This is a genomic window from Halorubrum sp. JWXQ-INN 858, from assembly GCF_009806985.1.
GTDB lineage: Archaea > Halobacteriota > Halobacteria > Halobacteriales > Haloferacaceae > Halorubrum.
Genome location: NZ_WUAX01000016.1, coordinates 493190 through 509406, shown reverse-complemented (window position 1 = coordinate 509406; position 16217 = coordinate 493190). Strand labels below are relative to the sequence as shown.

17 protein-coding genes are annotated in these 16217 nt (G+C 71.1%); 10 read left to right on the top strand and 7 right to left on the bottom strand.

Annotation, left to right across the window (positions count from 1 at the left end; genetic code table 11):
- Nucleotides 1-32: 32 nt before the first annotated feature.
- Nucleotides 33-989: a DUF5787 family protein gene (locus GRS48_RS14365; RefSeq protein ID WP_159487730.1), complete on the bottom strand. Its 957-nt coding sequence runs from the start codon at nt 987-989 to the stop codon at nt 33-35.
- Between the two features lie 96 nt (nt 990-1085).
- Here GRS48_RS14365 and GRS48_RS14360 point away from each other — a divergent pair, with 96 nt between their 5' ends.
- From GRS48_RS14360 to GRS48_RS14345, 4 genes are all read left to right on the top strand, one after another.
- Nucleotides 1086-1478, top strand: a complete 393-nt coding sequence (locus tag GRS48_RS14360) for a hypothetical protein (RefSeq protein WP_159487728.1) — start codon at nt 1086-1088, stop codon at nt 1476-1478.
- Nucleotides 1479-1645: 167 nt separating this feature from the next.
- Complete coding sequence (locus GRS48_RS14355; RefSeq protein WP_235028087.1) at nt 1646-2224, top strand: NUDIX hydrolase; 579 nt, start codon at nt 1646-1648, stop codon at nt 2222-2224.
- Between the two features lie 158 nt (nt 2225-2382).
- Nucleotides 2383-3477 (top strand): hypothetical protein, encoded by a 1095-nt coding sequence (locus tag GRS48_RS14350; protein ID WP_159487724.1) that lies wholly within the window; start codon nt 2383-2385, stop codon nt 3475-3477.
- A 170-nt stretch (nt 3478-3647) separates the two neighbouring features.
- The gene (locus tag GRS48_RS14345) at nt 3648-4481 is read left to right on the top strand and encodes an NAD+ synthase (protein ID WP_159487722.1); all 834 of its coding nucleotides are present in this window, start codon (nt 3648-3650) and stop codon (nt 4479-4481) included.
- 36 nt (nt 4482-4517) lie between these two features.
- On the opposite strand, the gene GRS48_RS15150 is transcribed toward GRS48_RS14345, so the two are convergent.
- Nucleotides 4518-4667: a hypothetical protein gene (locus GRS48_RS15150; RefSeq protein WP_200840286.1), complete on the bottom strand. Its 150-nt coding sequence runs from the start codon at nt 4665-4667 to the stop codon at nt 4518-4520.
- Nucleotides 4668-5017: 350 nt separating this feature from the next.
- A complete protein-coding gene (locus tag GRS48_RS14340) occupies nt 5018-6097 on the bottom strand; it encodes an anthranilate phosphoribosyltransferase (RefSeq protein WP_159487720.1) in 1080 nt (359 codons plus the stop codon).
- Nucleotides 6098-6362: 265 nt separating this feature from the next.
- Here GRS48_RS14340 and GRS48_RS15145 point away from each other — a divergent pair, with 265 nt between their 5' ends.
- Nucleotides 6363-6524, top strand: coding sequence for a hypothetical protein (locus tag GRS48_RS15145; protein ID WP_200840285.1), 162 nt, complete (start codon nt 6363-6365; stop codon nt 6522-6524).
- Nucleotides 6525-6704: 180 nt separating this feature from the next.
- Nucleotides 6705-7793, top strand: coding sequence for an Lrp/AsnC family transcriptional regulator (locus GRS48_RS14335; RefSeq protein WP_159487718.1), 1089 nt, complete (start codon nt 6705-6707; stop codon nt 7791-7793).
- 57 nt (nt 7794-7850) lie between these two features.
- Here GRS48_RS14335 and GRS48_RS14330 read toward each other — a convergent pair whose 3' ends face one another.
- Nucleotides 7851-8897, bottom strand: coding sequence for a saccharopine dehydrogenase NADP-binding domain-containing protein (locus GRS48_RS14330; RefSeq protein WP_321168474.1), 1047 nt, complete (start codon nt 8895-8897; stop codon nt 7851-7853).
- A 105-nt stretch (nt 8898-9002) separates the two neighbouring features.
- On the opposite strand from GRS48_RS14330, the gene GRS48_RS14325 reads away from it, so the two are divergent.
- From GRS48_RS14325 to GRS48_RS14315, 3 genes are all read left to right on the top strand, one after another.
- Complete coding sequence (locus GRS48_RS14325; RefSeq protein ID WP_159487716.1) at nt 9003-9785, top strand: aldo/keto reductase; 783 nt, start codon at nt 9003-9005, stop codon at nt 9783-9785.
- 227 nt (nt 9786-10012) lie between these two features.
- The gene (gene pepF / locus GRS48_RS14320; RefSeq protein WP_159487714.1) at nt 10013-11812 is read left to right on the top strand and encodes an oligoendopeptidase F; all 1800 of its coding nucleotides are present in this window, start codon (nt 10013-10015) and stop codon (nt 11810-11812) included.
- A gap of 150 nt (nt 11813-11962) precedes the next feature.
- A complete protein-coding gene (locus tag GRS48_RS14315) occupies nt 11963-13054 on the top strand; it encodes an NAD(P)/FAD-dependent oxidoreductase (protein ID WP_159487712.1) in 1092 nt (363 codons plus the stop codon).
- A gap of 65 nt (nt 13055-13119) precedes the next feature.
- Here GRS48_RS14315 and GRS48_RS14310 read toward each other — a convergent pair whose 3' ends face one another.
- Together GRS48_RS14310 and GRS48_RS14305 are read right to left on the bottom strand one after the other, a co-directional pair.
- Nucleotides 13120-13572 carry a DUF302 domain-containing protein gene (locus GRS48_RS14310; protein ID WP_159487710.1) on the bottom strand — a complete coding sequence of 151 codons (453 nt, stop codon included), beginning with the start codon at nt 13570-13572 and terminating at the stop codon, nt 13120-13122.
- Nucleotides 13573-13625: 53 nt separating this feature from the next.
- Nucleotides 13626-13910, bottom strand: a complete 285-nt coding sequence (locus GRS48_RS14305) for a DUF5789 family protein (protein ID WP_159487708.1) — start codon at nt 13908-13910, stop codon at nt 13626-13628.
- A gap of 102 nt (nt 13911-14012) precedes the next feature.
- Here GRS48_RS14305 and GRS48_RS14300 point away from each other — a divergent pair, with 102 nt between their 5' ends.
- Entirely contained in the window at nt 14013-14990 is a 978-nt protein-coding gene (locus tag GRS48_RS14300) for a hypothetical protein (RefSeq protein WP_159487706.1), read from the top strand.
- 89 nt (nt 14991-15079) lie between these two features.
- Here the strand turns inward: GRS48_RS14300 and GRS48_RS14295 are convergent, their stop codons facing one another.
- Nucleotides 15080-16189: a DUF373 family protein gene (locus GRS48_RS14295; RefSeq protein WP_159487704.1), complete on the bottom strand. Its 1110-nt coding sequence runs from the start codon at nt 16187-16189 to the stop codon at nt 15080-15082.
- Nucleotides 16190-16217 lie beyond the last annotated feature (28 nt).

The following is a 16217-nucleotide window of genomic DNA, read 5'->3' as shown; positions in this document are numbered from 1 at the left end:
GCGACGGGCCGCGGGCCCGCGATCCCGCGGGCTCAGCCGAACCGGGAAAGCCCGGCCTGTCGCCGCGGGCCGTCGCCGTTCGGTTCCGCGACCCACGCGGTCCGCCCGTCGCGGAGCCGGTCGCGGTCCGTCGGCGGCGGCTCCGCCGGGTCGTACGCCGGACAGCCGACGCCGCAGTCGCGTCCCGGGTCGATCACGCGATCGAACCGCTCGCAGTACGGTCGCCCGTCGTCGGTCGTCGTCGCCTCGACACAACCGGGCGGGTCCGGCCGCCACCCCTTCCCGTACGCGCGCTCGGCGACCCGCCGCCGCGTCCGCGCCTTCGCCTCGGGGTCGACGAGCGCGACGTCGGTACGGAGTGGCCGCTCCGCGGTGATCTCGACGCCGGGCGCGGTCGGCTCCAGGGGAGTCGGCTCGCGAACGACCTCGCGGTCGCCGGCGTCGGGGTCGAACCGCCAGACGCCGACCGCGTCGGGGATCCGGTTGAGGTGCGCCCGCGTGACGTAGGAGCCGGTCGCGAGGACGACCTCGTCGAACAGGCCGAGCGCGACGTCGTACCGGAGTTGTGCCGCCAGCTCGCCCGGTTCGCCCAGGTCGGGCTTGTTCTCGATCGCTGTCAGCGACCCGACCCAGTCGTCCGGGTAGCGCGCGGTCGCGCGCACTGCCGGTCGCCCGTCGCGGCGCTCCCGCTCGAGGTAGCCCGCCTCCACGGCGGCCTCGACGACGCCCGTGGCCCGCTCGGGCGGGAAGTCGAACGCGTCGGCGACGGGGACCGTCGCCCCCGGGCCCACGGCGGCCTCGATCGCGGCGGTCGGGATCCGGGACGGGGTGATCGCCGTCCGGTCGCCGAACTCCGGCCCGGGCCGCAGCAGACAGACGTCGACGATGCGGCCGCCCGGCCGCACGACGCCCGCGCCGAGCTGGCGTGCGACGACGCGATCGGGCGCTTCGAGCGCGGCACAGAGGGCCAGCTCGAACCGGTACTCCATGGCGGGCGAACGGGCGGCGCGGGCTAAAACTCGTCGCTGCGTCCGTGGCTCCCGCGGGTCGAAACCCGTATTCGAGGTCGACCCGTACGGTCGATCATGCGCCGGGTCACCCGGAACCTCCTCGTCGCCATCGCGCTGATCGTCGTCGCCCTGCTGGCGTTGGGCGCGCTCCCGAGCTACCTCGGGGCGGGCGATCCCTACTACCTCACCGTCGAACCGATCGAGACCGACGAACCCGCCGCCGACGTCTCCGACGTCTCGGAACGCCGCTACCCGTTCCTGACGAGCGCGCTCGCGAGCCCCGACGGCCGGTCCGAGGGGTACCAGCTGGGTCCGTACGGGATCAAGGAGTGGTTCACGCACACCCCGTTCGACGAGGTGGACGCGCTGACACAGCGGGTCCCCGACGCCGCGACTGACGACGGCGGCGTTCGGGTGACGGACGGGGAGCAAACGTATTCAGTCACCGTCGTCCAATCCGACCCATGAGCCACGACCCCGACGCCGATCCGCCCGATTCCGGCGCTGATCCGTCCGACGCCGACCCGTCCGATCCTGGCGCTGATCCGTCCGACGCCGACCCGTCCGACCGCGACCCGAACGAGGCGGACGACGCCGACCACGAGGCCCGGCCGGCGACGGACGCCGCGAGCGATCTGCGGGACCTCCCGGCGTTCTCGGACGGGCGGTTACACTCGTTGCCCGGCGAGCCGGCGTGGCCGGTCCGCGAGGTCGCCGTCGAGTACGACACCGGCTGGTTCGTCGGCGGCTACGACCGCGTCGAGCAGCCCGACGGCACCGAGAAGGACTACTACTGGGCGGAGCTGCCGCCCGCGACCGTCGTGATCGCGGTCGCCGAGGACACGGTGCTGTTCGTCGAGCAGTACCGGCCGGCGACCCGCGAGACGAGCCACGAGCTCCCGGCCGGGATCGTCGAGCCGGGCGAGTCGTACACCGCCGCCGCGGCGCGCGAGCTCGCCGAGGAGACCGGCTTCGACCCGTCGTCGACGACGCTGCTGCAGGAGGTGTGGTGCTCGACGGGCGTGCTCCGGCACAAGCGCGGCTACGTGTTCGCCGAGGGGCTCGAACCGGTCGCCGCCGAGACCGACAGCAACGAGTTCCTCACGCCCCGCGCGGTCCCCGTCGCGGACGCGATCGACGTCGCCCGCGAGCCGCCGACGAACGACGCGACTCTGGAAGGGCTGTTGATCGCCGCACACGACGGACTGCTGTAGCGGTTCCGCGGGTCCGGGAGACGAGACCCTCGCGGGCCCGGGAGACGAGACCCCCGTGGGTCCGGGAGACGAGACCCCCGCGGGCCCGGGAGACGAGAACCCCGCGGCTCCGACTCACCGCCGAAGCGACCAATACGTCCCGGACGCGATGCGGGAGCATGAGCGACGACCGGGCGGCCGATCCCGTGGAGACCGCGCGCGGCGACGCCCCGTCCGTTCACCTCGGCTCCGAGACGGTCGTGGGGTTCCTCGCGCTGTCGGTTCCGGCGGTCGTCCTCGTCGCGCTCGGCGTCGCCGGCGCGGCCACGTCCGACGCGGGGGCGCCCGTCGCGGCGCTCGTCGCCGCGATCCTGGTCGCCGCCGTCACCGCGGTCGTCGCCGGGGCCCACGCGGAGTGGTGGACGCTCCGCGCGGCGCTCGCTCGCGCGAGCGAGGACGGCGTCCTTCGCCCGTCGCTCGTCGAGGCGCGCGAGGTCGTGGCGATCCCGGCCGCCGTCCTCGTCGGGGCGGTCTCGACCTATGGGCTCGCGGTCGAGGGCGGGGTCACGCCCGTCGTCGGGGCGGGAGCGATCGGCGTGGCAGCCGCACTCGTCGCGCCGACCCGGGCCGTGCCGGCGTACTGTGGCGCGTTCGTCGGAATGACCTCGCCCGCGCTGTTCGACACCTACGTCGCGACGACCGCCGCCGCCGGGGTCGCCGCTGTCCTGTTCCTCGCGGCCCGGCCGGTGTACCACGGTGTCGGGGGAAAACTCGGGACGACGGCGTTCGTCGGCGTCACGCTCACCGCGGTCGCCACGACGCGCCCGTTCCCGACCGCGGCGATCCCCGGCCGGGAGGCGGTGCTCCTCGTCGTCGTCACGGCCGTGGTCGCGGCGGTCGTCACGTTCTCGCTACACGTCCGCGTCGGCGGAAGCGCCGTGTTCGCGTCCGGGCTCGTCGGCGTCGTCGCGGGGGCCGGCTTCCCCCTCGCGCTGGGTTCGGCGGGGACGCTTCCAGCGGCGGCCGCCTTCGGGGCGTCGTTCGCGGGGATGAGCGACACGGGACGGCTCCCGGACGAGCGATGGGTCGCGCTCGCCGGGGCCCTCGTCGGGGTGGTCGTCGTCTACACCTCGCCGTTCCTCGCGGGCTCCGGCGGGAAGCTCGGCACGATCGCGTTCGGGTCGTCGCTCGCGGTCCACGGCGGGCTCCGGACGACACGCCTCGTCCGGTTCCGCCGCCGGCTCGACGCGGCACGGAAGCGCGACACGACGTGATCGGGGGTTGTCGAGACGCGCCGAACTTCGGAGCGGCCGGGACGCGTCGACACTCGAAGCGTCCGGGACGTACCGGCCCTCATTGGCGGTCGGGGCGTCGAAACCGGACGAACGTCCAGTTCGGCGCGCCGACGGGGAGGTATTAGTCGTCCCGCTCCCTCTCCCTTCCCATGAGCCCGACCACGGAGCAGTCTGTGTTGCTGTCGGACGACCCGCCGATCGACCTGCGGCTCTCGGAGCCGGAACTGGAGGCGACCCGCGATCGGGTCGTCTCCTTCATCGCAGACATCGTCGCCGACGCGGGCGCGGAGGGGGCGGTGCTCGGTCTCTCGGGCGGGATCGACTCGACGCTCACCGCGTATCTCGCGGTCGAGGCGCTCGGCGCGGACGGCCTTCACGGGGTCACGATGCCCGCCGAGGTCAACGACCCCGACGTGATGGGCGACGCCGAGCGCGTCGCCGCCGACCTCGGGATCGAGTACGACGTCGTCGAGATCGAGCCGATCACCGAGGGGTTCCGCTCGGCGTTCCCTGACGCCGCCGCCGACCGGATGGCCGCCGGCAACGTGTCCGTCCGGACGCGGGCGGTGTGTCTCTACCTCGTCGCCAACGCGGAGAACTGCCTCGTGTTGGGGACGGGCAACCGCGCGGAGGCGATGACGGGCTACTTCACGAAGTACGGCGACCAGGCGGTCGACTGCAACCCGATCGGCAACCTGTACAAGATGCAGGTCCGCCAGCTCGCCGCCCACGTCGGCGTCCCCCACGACCTCGTGATGCAGGAGCCGACCGCGGGGATGTGGGCGGGACAGACCGACGCCGAGGAGATGGGGCTCGACTACGACACGGTCGACGCGGTCCTCGCGGTCCACGTCGACGGTGGCCTCTCGCGCGACGCGACCGTCCGCGAGCTGGGCGTATCGGCCGCGGCGGTTGACCGGGTCGTCGAGCTGTCCGAGCGGAGCGCGCACAAGCGATCGATGCCGCCCGCGCCGGAACGGTAGCGCGGTCGCGGTCTGCTGGTCAGTCGCCTGAGTCGGTCAGGCGTCGTGGCCGCGCTGCTGGGCGACCTCGGCGATCCCGGCGTTCGCCGAGCAGTTCGGACAGGCGAGGACTCGGCCGCGTGCGTCGGCGAACACGCGCGCGAACCGTTCGGAGACGTGCCCGTCGCAGTGTTCACAGGCAGGCATGGGTTCGGGGGTGATGGGTGGTTCGATGGGTCATGGACGGTACGTTTCGAAGGAGGGGACGCGCCCCTAAGACGGCTTTCCGAACTCTCTCCCAATTTCGTCCGTGATCGGACGGAATCGCGGGACTACGCCGCCGTCGACCCGGCCCGATGGCGGCGGATCGGCGAGCCACCGTCCGCCGATCCGACGGCCGACGCGGTGCCTGGCCGACGGCGAGTTCGGCGGCCGTGATCCCGTCGTCCCGTCACCGCGCTCACCCGTCTCCGCCCTCACCCGCTTCCGCGTTCATCCGCCTCCGCGTTCATCCGCCTCCGCGTTCATCCGCCTCCTCGGTCGCCGGCACGGCGGCGTCAGAACGCGCGGAGGTCCTCGAGCACGGCGGCCGCGGAGCCGTCGTCGATGGCGTCGCGCGCCGCGGCGAGCCCGTCGTCGATCGAGTCGGCGTCCTCGCGGGCGTAGATCCGGAGCGCGGCGTTGAGGGCGATCGCGTCGGCGAACCGGTCGTCGCGCTCGCCGGAGAGCACCGCCTCGGTGATCCGCGCGGAGTCGACGGCGACGTCGTCGACCGCGAGGTCCTCCGTCTCGAAGTCCATCCCGTAGTCGGCGGTCTCGATCTCGAAGTCGTCGAAGGCGGGCTCGCCGTCGCCGCCGTCGGCGTCCCACTCGGCGACCTTCGTGTAGCCGGGGCGGACGTCGTCGTACCCCTCCATCCCCTGGAACATGAGGACGCGGTCGAGGTCGTGGACGTCGCTCTCGACGAACGTGTCGATCACCTTCTTCGCGAACGCGAGGTGGTAAAAGGAGCCGAGGTGCGTCGACGCGCCCGCCGGGTTCGCGAGCGTCTCGATCGTGTTGACGAACGTGCGAACGCCCATCATGTCGCGGCGCTCGAACAGGTCGTCGATCGCGGGGTTGAACGCGGGCTGGTAGTAGAAGCCGAAGCCGGTCTCGTCGACCATGTCGGCGGAGTCGCGGGGCGTCAGTTCCGTCGCGACGCCCAGCTCGTCGAGGACGTGTTTGTACGCGTCCTGCTTCTGCGTCGGGACGCGGTCGCCCGAGTGGACGACGACCGGGGTGCCCGCGGCGGCCGCGACCGCGCCGGCGGCGACGCCGAGGATCGCCGACCGCCCCTTCCCGTCGTAGTTCGCGCCGCAGTCGACGGGGTCACAGTCGGGTTCGGCGTAGTCGACGCGCTCGCACATCACGTCGGTGTACGCGCCGAGCTCCTCGGGCGTGTTGCGCTTCCAGCGGTTCGCGAGCCAGAACGCCCCGAGCGTCGTGTGGTCGGGCTCGTCAGCGAGGATCCGTTCGAACGCCTCGGTCGCCTGCGCGCGCGTCAGGTCGTCGGCGGACTTGTGGCCGGAGCCACAGACCTCGGTCATCAGCCGCTTGAGGGGCCACTCGCCGAACTCCTGGGTCGCCTGAGACATACGCCACGGTTCGAGTCCTCGGACGAAAAGCCTCCCGTTCGACTCCCGCCGCGTGGGAAGCGCGGGCGCTCGCGCCGACGCCGAGCGGCCCGGTCGAAAGGGCGTCACACCGTGGTTTATATACTACACGTGGGAAATTTACAATCAGGGCCTATTCACCGGGCCATCTGTCGATATTTGACTTTCACATCGCTAATTTAGAAACTATCACGCGTTGAGATGCGACATAGTTATGTAGTCGTAAACTAACCAGGTGTTGTACACGATGACGTCCCACTCCGTGACCACTGCGTTGACGCTATATCGTTCCCGGACCATCACGCTGGAGCAGGCCGCGACGGCGAGCGGGTGCACGCCGGAACAGCTGCGAGCGAGCGCGCGGGCCGTCGTCCCGAACGCCGACGCCGGGACGGAGCCGGCGAACTGACGCGGACGCGCGGACGACCGTTCATGAGCGGCGATTTATAAGGGATCCCCGCCGGCTCGACGGCGGTTTATAGCCCCTCGACGGTTTTCCACCGATCGCTTATAAACCGCTCCGACCCGCTCCGGTGTGCCGTCCGCCGACTCCGAAAGCCGTAGATACGTCCGTCCCCTACGCGGGTCAATGAGTTTGGACGCCGACTGGCGGGCCGGGATCGACGCCGTCGACGCCGTCCTGATCGACGAGTACCAGAGCGGCTTCCCGGTCGAGCCCCGCCCGTTCGAGCGGGTCGCCCGCGAGGTCGCCGCCGAGACGGGCGTCGACGTCGACGCCGACGAGCTGCTCGCCCGCGTCCGCGACCTCCGCGAACGCGGCGTGTTCCGCCGGTTCGGGGCGGTGCTCAACCCGCCGGTCATCGGCTCCTCGACGCTCGCGGCCGTGCGAGCGCCGGCCGACCGGTTCGACGAGGTCGCGGCGGTCATCAACGGCTACCGACAGGTGAACCACAACTACCGGCGCGACCACGAGTGGAACCAGTGGTTCGTCGTCACCGCGGGCTCGCGGGGGAAGCGCGACGCGATCCTCGCCGAGATCGAAGCCGAAACCGGTTGTGACGTGCTCAACCTCCCGATGTTAACGGACTACTACATCGACCTGGAGTTCCCCGTCGTCAACGACGACCGCTTCGCCCGGGAGTCGGTCGCGGAGACGACCGTCTCCGCCACCCGGATCTCCGAGGAGGCTCGCGGCGACCTCACCCCGCTCGAGGCCGACCTCCTGCTCGCGATCCAGGACGGCTTCCCGCTCTCGGCGACCCCTTACGCCGACGTCGCGGCCGAGATCGGCGCGGCCGACTCGAGCCTCGATCCGACCACCGACGACGTCGTCGACGCGGTCGACCGGCTGCTCGCGGACGGCTGTATCAAGCGGATCGGCTGCGTCGTCAACCACGTCGTCACCGGCTTCCGGAACAACTGCATGGTCGTCTGGGACGTCCCCGACGACGAGCTGGACGCCCGCGGCGAGGTCGTGGGGAGCCTCCCGTACGTCACGCTCTGTTACCACCGGCCGCGCCGTCCCGAACAGGGGTGGGAGTACAGCCTGTTCACGATGATCCACGGCCGGGAGGCCGACGCGGTCGACGCGAAGATCGACGAGCTCGCTGCGGATCACCTCCCGTTCGAGCACGAGCGGCTCTACTCCACCGAGACGCTGAAACAGACCGGCGCGCAGTACGAGGGGCTCGTCGCCGCCGAGGACGACGACGCGTGATCGGGTCGCCGCCGAGGGCGACGAAGGCGATCGGCGACGGCCGCCGCGCCCGCCCGCTCAGCGGTCGAGCCACGTCACGCCGTCGACGACGTCGACGAAGCTCGACCCGAACGCGCCCGCGGGCGTGGTGAACCCGGACGGGGCGTCGCCGGCGAGGACCCGTTCGGCGGCCGCCAGCGACGCCTCGACGGTGAGGTCGTAGGGGTCGGGCGTCCGGAGGCGCTCGACGGCCACCTCGCCGGCGTCGGTCCGCGCCTCGCCCCAGACGAACGCCCGGTTGGCGGCGCGCTCCGCGGCCGTCGGTCCCTCGACGCGCGCGGCGACGACGCGATCGAGCAGCCATCGGACCGGGCGCGTCCGGAGCAGCGGCCCGACCGGGCGCGCGAGCCGGCGCAGCCTGGCGACTCGCGGGGGCAACGCGGCGTAGACGGTCACGTCCCCGACGCCGGTCGTGTGCGCGGCGGTGACGAGATCGCCCCACGGGACCGCGGCCGCGGGGCGCTCCCCGCGCCCGAAGTCGATCCGTCGCTCCCGCTCGTCGGTCGGGAGCGACACGAGCGCGCCGCCGCGCCGCGCGACGACCGTCTCGCCGAGCCCCCGAACCGCGGTGCGGGCGGTGCCTCGCGAGACGTCCCCATCGGCGTCGAACCCGAGGGCGAGCGCGGTCGCGTCCGGGAGCCGGTCGAGGAGGGCGGCGGCGACGCAGTCGGTCGGGACCACGTCGAAGCCGACGCCGGGCAGCAGGGTCACGTCCGCGGCGGTCGCCTCGGCGTCGCGGGCCGCGAGGGCCTCGAAGACCCGGAACTCGCCGGTGACGTCGAGGTAGTCGGTTCCGGTCTCGACGCAGGCGTCGACGAGCGGGGCCGCGGTCGACGCGAACGGTCCGGCGCAGTTGAGCACGGCGTCGACGTCGCGGACGGTCTCGGTGACGGCCTCCGGGATCGAGAGGTCGAACTCCCGGACGGAACACCGCAGGTCGCGGCCGAGCTCGCGGAGCGCGTCGCCGTCGCGCCCCGCGAGGATCGGGTCCGTCCCGCGGTCGACGGCGGCGCGGGAAACGAGCGCGCCGGTGTAGCCGTACGCGCCGTAGACGAGGAGGGTCACACGTGTCACGTGACGGCCCGCGCACTTGACGGTTTCACCGGGGATCGGCGGCCGGGCGCGTCCCCGCCGCCTCCCTTTAACTGTCGCCCGACCGAACGGTCGTCCATGTCAGACACCTTCGACCGGCTCGGCTACGGCACGTACAAACTGGACGACCGCGAGGAGTGCGTCTCGAGCGTTACGCACGCGATCGAGACGGGCTACCGTCACGTCGATACCGCACAGATGTACGACAACGAGGCGCTCGTCGGCGACGCCCTCGAACGGGCCCCCGTCGACCGCGACGAGCTGTTCGTCGCGACGAAGCTGCACCCCTCGAACCTCGCGTACGACGACGCGGTCCGGACGGCCGCGGAGAGCCGCGAACGGCTCGGCGTGGACACCATCGACCTGCTGTACGTCCACTGGCCGAGGAACGCCTACGATCCCGACGAAACGCTGCCCGCGCTCGACCACCTCGTCGACGAGGGCGTGATCGACCACGTCGGGCTCTCGAACTTCAGCCCGGACCAGCTGGACGAGGCGACAGAGCGCCTCGATGCCGACCTCTTCGCCCACCAGGTCGAGTGTCATCCGCTCTGTCAACAGGAAGAGCTCCGCGAGTACGCCGTCGAGAACGACCACTGGCTGGTCGCCTACTCGCCGATCGCGCGCAACCGCGTCGCCAACGTCGAGGTCCTGCAGGAGATCGCGGAGAAGCACGGATCGACGCCCGCGGCGGTGAGCCTCGCGTGGCTCCTCTCGAAGGACCGGGTCGCCCCCATCCCGAAGGCCGCCACCCCCGAACACATCGAGGCCAACTGGGCGGCCCGCGAGCTCGAACTCGACGCCGAGGACGTCGACCGGATCGACGCCATCGATCGCGAGGAGCGCGTCGTCGACGTCTGAGGCGGTCCCTGAAACCTGACGAAACGACGGTTTTCCCACCACCCCGTTCCGTTCGATCGCCGGCTCGATACTGCCTCGTTCACCGCCGCCCATCGGTCTCGGAACCGCCTCGCTCGCCGCCGCCCGTCGCTTTGTATCCGATGCGCTTCGCCACGACCCGCCACGATCCGCCACGGTCCGACGACGTCCTTCACAATCCTTAGTGTGTCCCGCGACGAGGAAGCCGTATGAGTACGGTACCCGAGCGGTCGGCGATCGACGTCGAATACAAGTGGTCGCTGACGAGCGTCTTCGAGAGCGACGAGGCGTGGGAAACGGCGTTCGAGGCGGTCGCCGGCCGAGTGGACGAGCTCCGCGCGTACGAGGGGCGCGTCACGGAGGACCCCGGGACGCTCCTCGAGCTGCTGGAGCTCCGCGAGGCGGTGTTCCGGGAGCTCGGCGAGGTGGCGATGTACGCCCAGCTCCGGAGCGCCGAGGACACTCGAAATCAGGAGTACCAGGCGATGTCCGGGCGGGCGTCGTCGCTGCAGTCGGAGGCGTCGAGCGCGATCTCGTATCTCGAACCGGAGCTCGGGTCGCTGTCCGCGGACGACGTGGAGGCGTTCATCGCCGCCGAGCCGGACCTCGCCGAGTACGACCACTACCTCGACGACGTCTCCCGGATGAAACCGCACGTCCGCTCGGCGGAGGTCGAGGCGGTGCTCGCGGAGCTCTCGGAGGTCACCTCCGCGCCCGCGGAGATCTACTCGATGCTGACGAACGCCGACCTGACCTACGGCGTCGTCGAGGGCCCCGACGGCGACGACGTGGAGATCACGCAGTCGAACTTCACGAAGCTCCAGACGAACCCCGACCGCGCGTTCCGCCGCCGCGTCCACGAGACGTTCTACGACGAGTGGGCGTCCGTGCGGAACACGGTCGGGACGTCGCTCGAGAAGGCCGTCCGCGAACACGTCGTGAGCGCGCGGATCCGGAACTACGACTCCGCCCGCGAGGCGGCGCTCGACGGGCCGAACGTCCCGGTCACCGTGTACGACACCCTCGTCGACACCGTCGGCGACAACCTCGACGTGCTCCACCGACACGCCGACCTCAAGGCGGCGGCGCTCGGCGTCGACAAACTCGAGAGCCACGACCTCTACATGTCGCTGACGGGCGATCAGGGGCCGGACGTCGGCTACGACCAGGCCGTCGAGTGGGTGATCGAGGCGGTCGCCCCGCTCGGCGAGGCGTACCAGGAACGGATGGCCGCGGGGTTGGAGAGCCGCTGGGTCGACGTGTACGAGAACCGGGGGAAGCGCTCGGGGGCGTTCTCCTCGGGGACGTACGACACCCAGCCGTTCATCATGATGAACTACCAGGACGACATCGCCTCGATGTACACGCTGGCACACGAGCTCGGCCACTCGATGCACTCCGAGCTCGCGGGCGACGCCCAGCCGTGGCACGACGCGAGCTACGACATCTTCGTCGCGGAGATCGCCTCCACCGTCAACGAGACGCTGCTCACCAACTACCTGTTGGAGACGGTCGAGGACGCCGAGCTCCGGACGCACGTGCTCGACGAGTACCTCGAGCGGTTCCGGTCGACGCTGTTCCGGCAGACGATGTTCGCCGCCTTCGAGGCGGAGATCCACGAGCGCCTCGAGGCCGACGAGGCGCTCACGCCCGACCGCTTCGACGAGCTCTACGCCGACCTGAAGGGCGCGTACTACGAGCCCGTCGCGCTCACCGGCGGGATCGAGCGCGAGTGGGAACGGATCCCGCACTTCTACTACGACTTCTACGTCTACCAGTACGCCACCGGCATCTCCGCGGCGGCGGCGATCGTCGAGCGCGTGCTCGAGGAGGGAGAGCCCGCGGCCGCGGACTACCGTGAGATGCTCGCCGCCGGCGGATCCGACTACCCGCTCGACGTCGTCGAGCTCGCGGGCGTCGACATGGCGTCGCCCGCCCCGATCGAGTCGGCCGTCGGGATCTACGACGGCTACCTCGACGAGGTGGCGGCGCTGCTCGACCTGGCGTAGCCGCTCGATCTGCCGTCGTCGTTCGACTTGACGTAGCTGCTCCGTCGCCCCGCATCCTTTTCCGTCGCTCGTCGCCCCGCATCCTTCCCCGCCGAGGCGGTCGCCTCCGACAGCGCAACCTACATACTTCACGACGGCCAACCCGTCCACATGGACTCTACAGTCGTCGAACACCGTCGGCTGATCATCGCCGGCACCGGCATCGCCGGGCTGACGGCGGGGATCTACGCGGCGCGGTCGAACAACGAGCCGCTGATCGTCGAGGGCGACGAGCCGGGCGGACAGCTCACGCTCACCACGGACGTCGAGAACTACCCCGGCTTCCCCGAGGGCATCTCCGGGCCGGAGCTCATCAACGACATGAAACAGCAGGCGACGAAGTTCGGAGCCGAGACCCGGAACGGGATCATCGAGGCCGTCGCCCGCGAGGAGGGCGGCCACTTCCGCGTCGAGCTGACCGACGGCGACGTGTACACGGCCGACGCCGTGATCGCCGCCTCCGGCGCGTCGGCGCGAACGCTCGGCGTCCCGGGCGAGGAGGAGCTGATGGGGTACGGGCTCTCGACGTGTGCGACCTGCGACGGCGCGTTCTTCCGCGGGGAGGACATGCTCGTCGTCGGCGGCGGCGACGCCGCGATGGAGGAGGCCAACTTCCTCACCAAGTTCGCGGACACCGTCTACATCGCCCACCGCCGCGAGGAGTTCCGCGCCGAGGACGTGTGGATCGACCGGATCGAGGAGAAGGTCGAGGCCGGCGAGATCGAACTCCTCCTCAACACGGAGCTCACCGAGATCCACGGCACGCCGGAAGGGGGTATCGACCGCGTGACGCTCGTCGAACACCCGGAGGGGCACCCGACGGCCAAGCTCGACGACCCGGCGACCGCCGACGAGGTCGAGACGTACGAGTTCGACGTCGGGGCGGTGTTCTACGCGATCGGCCACACGCCGAACACGGGCTACCTGACGGGCGTCGACGTCGAGCTCGACGACGAGGGCTACCTCCGGACGCAAGGGGGCCGCGGCGGGAACCAGACGGCGACGGGCGTCGAGGGGCTGTTCGGGGCCGGCGACGTCGTCGACTTCCACTACCAGCAGGCGGTAACGGCCGCCGGAATGGGCTGTCAGGCCGCGATCGACGCCGACGAGTACCTCTCCGAGCGCGAACGCGCCGGGGAGCTCCACCGGGCCGAGAGCGAGGGTGAGGGAGAGGACGTCGCCGTCGTCGAGGGCGACGACTAAGCGGCGGGGCGCGTCGCCTCCGACGCGTACACGGATCGCTTAGCGTACTCCGTTTTCCGCTTGCGTTACTCCGCCGCCTCGAGGCGGTCGTACACTTCGGTCACCAGCTCGCCGGTGTCGTCGATGACCTCGTCCAGCGCCGCGTCGTCGACGGCGAGCCCGAGCAGGCGCGCGACCTTCATGATCGAGAGGTGATAGACGACCTGGGTGCCCGGCTCCGACTCCCAGATCACCATGTTACACGGGAACAGCGCGCCGATCCGGCCGTCGGTCGCGTCGAGCGCGCGGTCGGCGACGGCGGGGTTGCACGCACCGAGGACGTAGTACGGGTCCCGGTCCGCGTCGACCTTCTCGTTGAGGAGCTCGCTCGGCGAGAACTCGACGGGGACGCCGAAGCCGACGTCGGTACAGACCTCGCGGACGCGTTCGATCGCCTCCTCGTGGCCCATCGAGAGGGTGGTTCGTTTCTCGCCGTACTCCTCGGGGTCGAGCGCGTCGGGGTCGAACGGGAGCGTCATGGCTCCTAATGGGGCGCGGCCGAACAAAAGGGTGTGGACGGGGGTGATCGGGGCTACTCGACGGCGACCGGGCCGGAGCCGACGACGTCCTCGACGGCCGCGACGAACTCGCCGCGGGTCTCGAACAGCGGGACGCCCGACTCGTCGAGCACCGCGTCGAGGCCGCGCGGACCGTCGGGCGTTCGCACGACGGCGTCGCCTTCCTGCGCTCTCACGTCGCTGTTCTTGGCGGGCCACGTGAGCCGGGACGCGACGCGGGCGATCGGCTCGCCGGCGACGTCGGGGCCCTCGCCGAGCTCGACGGCGGGCTCGGCCTCCTCGTCCTCGTTGTCGCTCATACCTCGCGATTCCGGTGCATCGACGGTAACGTTTTCGATACGGGCCGGTCGTCGCGCGAGCGTCTGACATACTGTTTTCAGGGAGGCCCTCGTAGGCGGCGTATGACCAGTCTCTCGGAGGCGTACGGGGGTCGAGGGCGCTCCGAGGTGGACCCGCGCCGGCTCTCGCTCGGCGTGGGGCTGTTCGTCGGCGGCACGGTCCTGCTCGTCGCCGGGATCCTCACGGCGGCGGAGGTGCTGTTGGGCGACGTCTTCTCGTCGGGCGCGGCCCGGCGGTACGGCGGGGTCCTCGGCGGGCTCGGGGTCCCCCTCGTCATGCTCGGCATCATGACCGTGCTTCCGGCCGACCGAAACACCCGCGCGGCGGCGGTCGTCGGGGCGGCGATCATGGGGCTCGGCGTGGCGCTGTTCGCCCACGCGTACCCGTACCAGTGGGTTGGCGGTCCGCGTCCGGAGCTGACGAACCTCACCCTCCCCACCGCGGGCGTCTACTTCCTCGGCGCGGCGACCACGCTCTGGTGTCTGTTCGTCGGCGTCGCCAACTTCAAGACCCGGAACGACCCGGGCGGCACCGTCACGATGGAGGTCACTCACAAGGGCGAGACGAAAGTGATCGAGGTCGAGCGCGACCAGCTCGGGAGCCTCGGCGGCGTCGGCCTGCTCGGCGGGACGCCCGACGGCGAAGTCGAGACGCAGACGAACCGGAACCGCGCGTCGGGCGGCGGCTCGTCGTCCTCGTCGACGAGCGTGAGCGACGGCGGCAGCACGACGGCGGACCTCTCCTCGCCGCTCGACGGTTCGACCACGTCGTCGACCACCTCCCCGCCCGACGGTTCGACCACGTCGTCGACCACCTCCTCGCCGGAGACCGCTCCCGCGTCCGGGTCGACCGCGTCCCGGCCGTCGCGCGGGAACGACCGAGCAGCGGCGTCCGCACGGGACGGCCCCGGGGACTCGTACTGTGGCAACTGCGCGCGGTTCGACTACGTTCGGACCGACGACGGGATCCGGCCGTACTGTAAGCAGTACGACGAGCTCATGGACGACATGGACGCGTGCGACGAGTGGGTCCCGCGGTAGGCGGGACGACCGCTTCCGGTGGTGCCTCCGACCCGGCGACCTGCCGACCCGCCGACCGATCTTTCGATCGTCGCCGATCCGCCGACCGCTCACGCGGGCTCGGCGGACGGTAGCTGTGACTCGGCGATCGCGAAGGTGAGCGTGCTCAACACGCCGATGAGCGTCCCCGCCGCGAGCGCCATCGCGAGGTCACCCAACTCCAGCGGCGTCACGCCGGGCGCGGGCGGCAGGAAGAACCCCGAGAGCGCGTACAGCACGACCGCGATCGCGACGACGTAGAACGGCGCGTTGAGGTAGCGCCAGCGGAACCGCCCCGCGATGTACTCGTCGGTGATCTGCCCGAGGCTCGACGTCACGCCGGCGACCGCGAGCCACTGGACGAAGCCGTGGACGAACGCGGCGACGGCCGTGCCGGCGGGGATGACCCCGTCGTGGACGTCGCGGGCGGCGTCGACGGTTTCGAGGCCCTGTACGCCGCCGACCACGACGAGCGCCAGCGCGACGACGTACGTGATGAGCGTCACCCGACCCGCGTACAGCAGGTTCCGAACCGCGTCGGCGGCGTCGTCGACCGTCTCCTCCAATCCCAGCCCGCGGAACAGCGAGTAGAGCCCCACGAGCCCGGAGATGATCCCGAGCACGGCCGCGCCGGCGACGTCGAAGAGGTTGGCGACGACGACGAGCGGGTAGATGAGGAGCAACACCCCGAGGGGGACGAGGATCGTGCCGCGGGTCTCCGGGTCGGCGAGGACCTGCTTGATGGTGTAGTAGAGCGACTCGAGGTCCTGTGCCTGTCTGACGACGACGCGGCGGACGCCGTCGATCGGCATGCGCGAGCGGATCACCGGCAGCACCGACTCGTCCTGTGCGCCGTCGGTGATCACGATCGCCGACACCTCCTCGCCGGTCGACAGCTCCGCCAACACGCGATCGACTTCCTCGCCGACCGCGCGGTTCGCCTTCACGTCCGACCCCTCCAGCCCCGTTACGGCCGCGACCTCGACGGCTTCGCCTTCCGCGGCCAGCTCGTCGTGGGTGTTGATCCCCTGAAAGAGGACGTTGGTGTCGGAGTCCTCCGGGTCGACCGTCGCGAGCGCGACGGCGGCCGCCTCGACCGCGTCCCGGCCGATCACCGGCGTCGACACGCCGGCCTTGCGGCCGAGGTCGTCGTCGAGATCGACACAGAGGACGAGCAGCATCGAGGTGGGCTACGCGACGGGTCGGCAT

Bases quoted from the DNA above. Each gene is read 5' to 3' on its own strand.
- GRS48_RS14365 (WP_159487730.1), bottom strand. From the start codon at position 989: ATGGAGTACCGGTTCGAGCTGGCCCTCTGTGCCGCGCTCGAAGCGCCC.
- GRS48_RS14360 (WP_159487728.1), top strand. From the start codon at position 1,086: ATGCGCCGGGTCACCCGGAACCTCCTCGTCGCCATCGCGCTGATCGTC.
- GRS48_RS14350 (WP_159487724.1), top strand. From the start codon at position 2,383: ATGAGCGACGACCGGGCGGCCGATCCCGTGGAGACCGCGCGCGGCGAC.
- GRS48_RS14345 (WP_159487722.1), top strand. From the start codon at position 3,648: ATGAGCCCGACCACGGAGCAGTCTGTGTTGCTGTCGGACGACCCGCCG.
- GRS48_RS15150 (WP_200840286.1), bottom strand. From the start codon at position 4,667: ATGCCTGCCTGTGAACACTGCGACGGGCACGTCTCCGAACGGTTCGCG.
- GRS48_RS14340 (WP_159487720.1), bottom strand. From the start codon at position 6,097: ATGTCTCAGGCGACCCAGGAGTTCGGCGAGTGGCCCCTCAAGCGGCTG.
- GRS48_RS15145 (WP_200840285.1), top strand. From the start codon at position 6,363: ATGACGTCCCACTCCGTGACCACTGCGTTGACGCTATATCGTTCCCGG.
- GRS48_RS14335 (WP_159487718.1), top strand. From the start codon at position 6,705: ATGAGTTTGGACGCCGACTGGCGGGCCGGGATCGACGCCGTCGACGCC.
- GRS48_RS14325 (WP_159487716.1), top strand. From the start codon at position 9,003: ATGTCAGACACCTTCGACCGGCTCGGCTACGGCACGTACAAACTGGAC.
- pepF (WP_159487714.1), top strand. From the start codon at position 10,013: ATGAGTACGGTACCCGAGCGGTCGGCGATCGACGTCGAATACAAGTGG.
- GRS48_RS14315 (WP_159487712.1), top strand. From the start codon at position 11,963: ATGGACTCTACAGTCGTCGAACACCGTCGGCTGATCATCGCCGGCACC.
- GRS48_RS14310 (WP_159487710.1), bottom strand. From the start codon at position 13,572: ATGACGCTCCCGTTCGACCCCGACGCGCTCGACCCCGAGGAGTACGGC.
- GRS48_RS14305 (WP_159487708.1), bottom strand. From the start codon at position 13,910: ATGAGCGACAACGAGGACGAGGAGGCCGAGCCCGCCGTCGAGCTCGGC.
- GRS48_RS14300 (WP_159487706.1), top strand. From the start codon at position 14,013: ATGACCAGTCTCTCGGAGGCGTACGGGGGTCGAGGGCGCTCCGAGGTG.
- GRS48_RS14295 (WP_159487704.1), bottom strand. From the start codon at position 16,189: ATGCTGCTCGTCCTCTGTGTCGATCTCGACGACGACCTCGGCCGCAAG.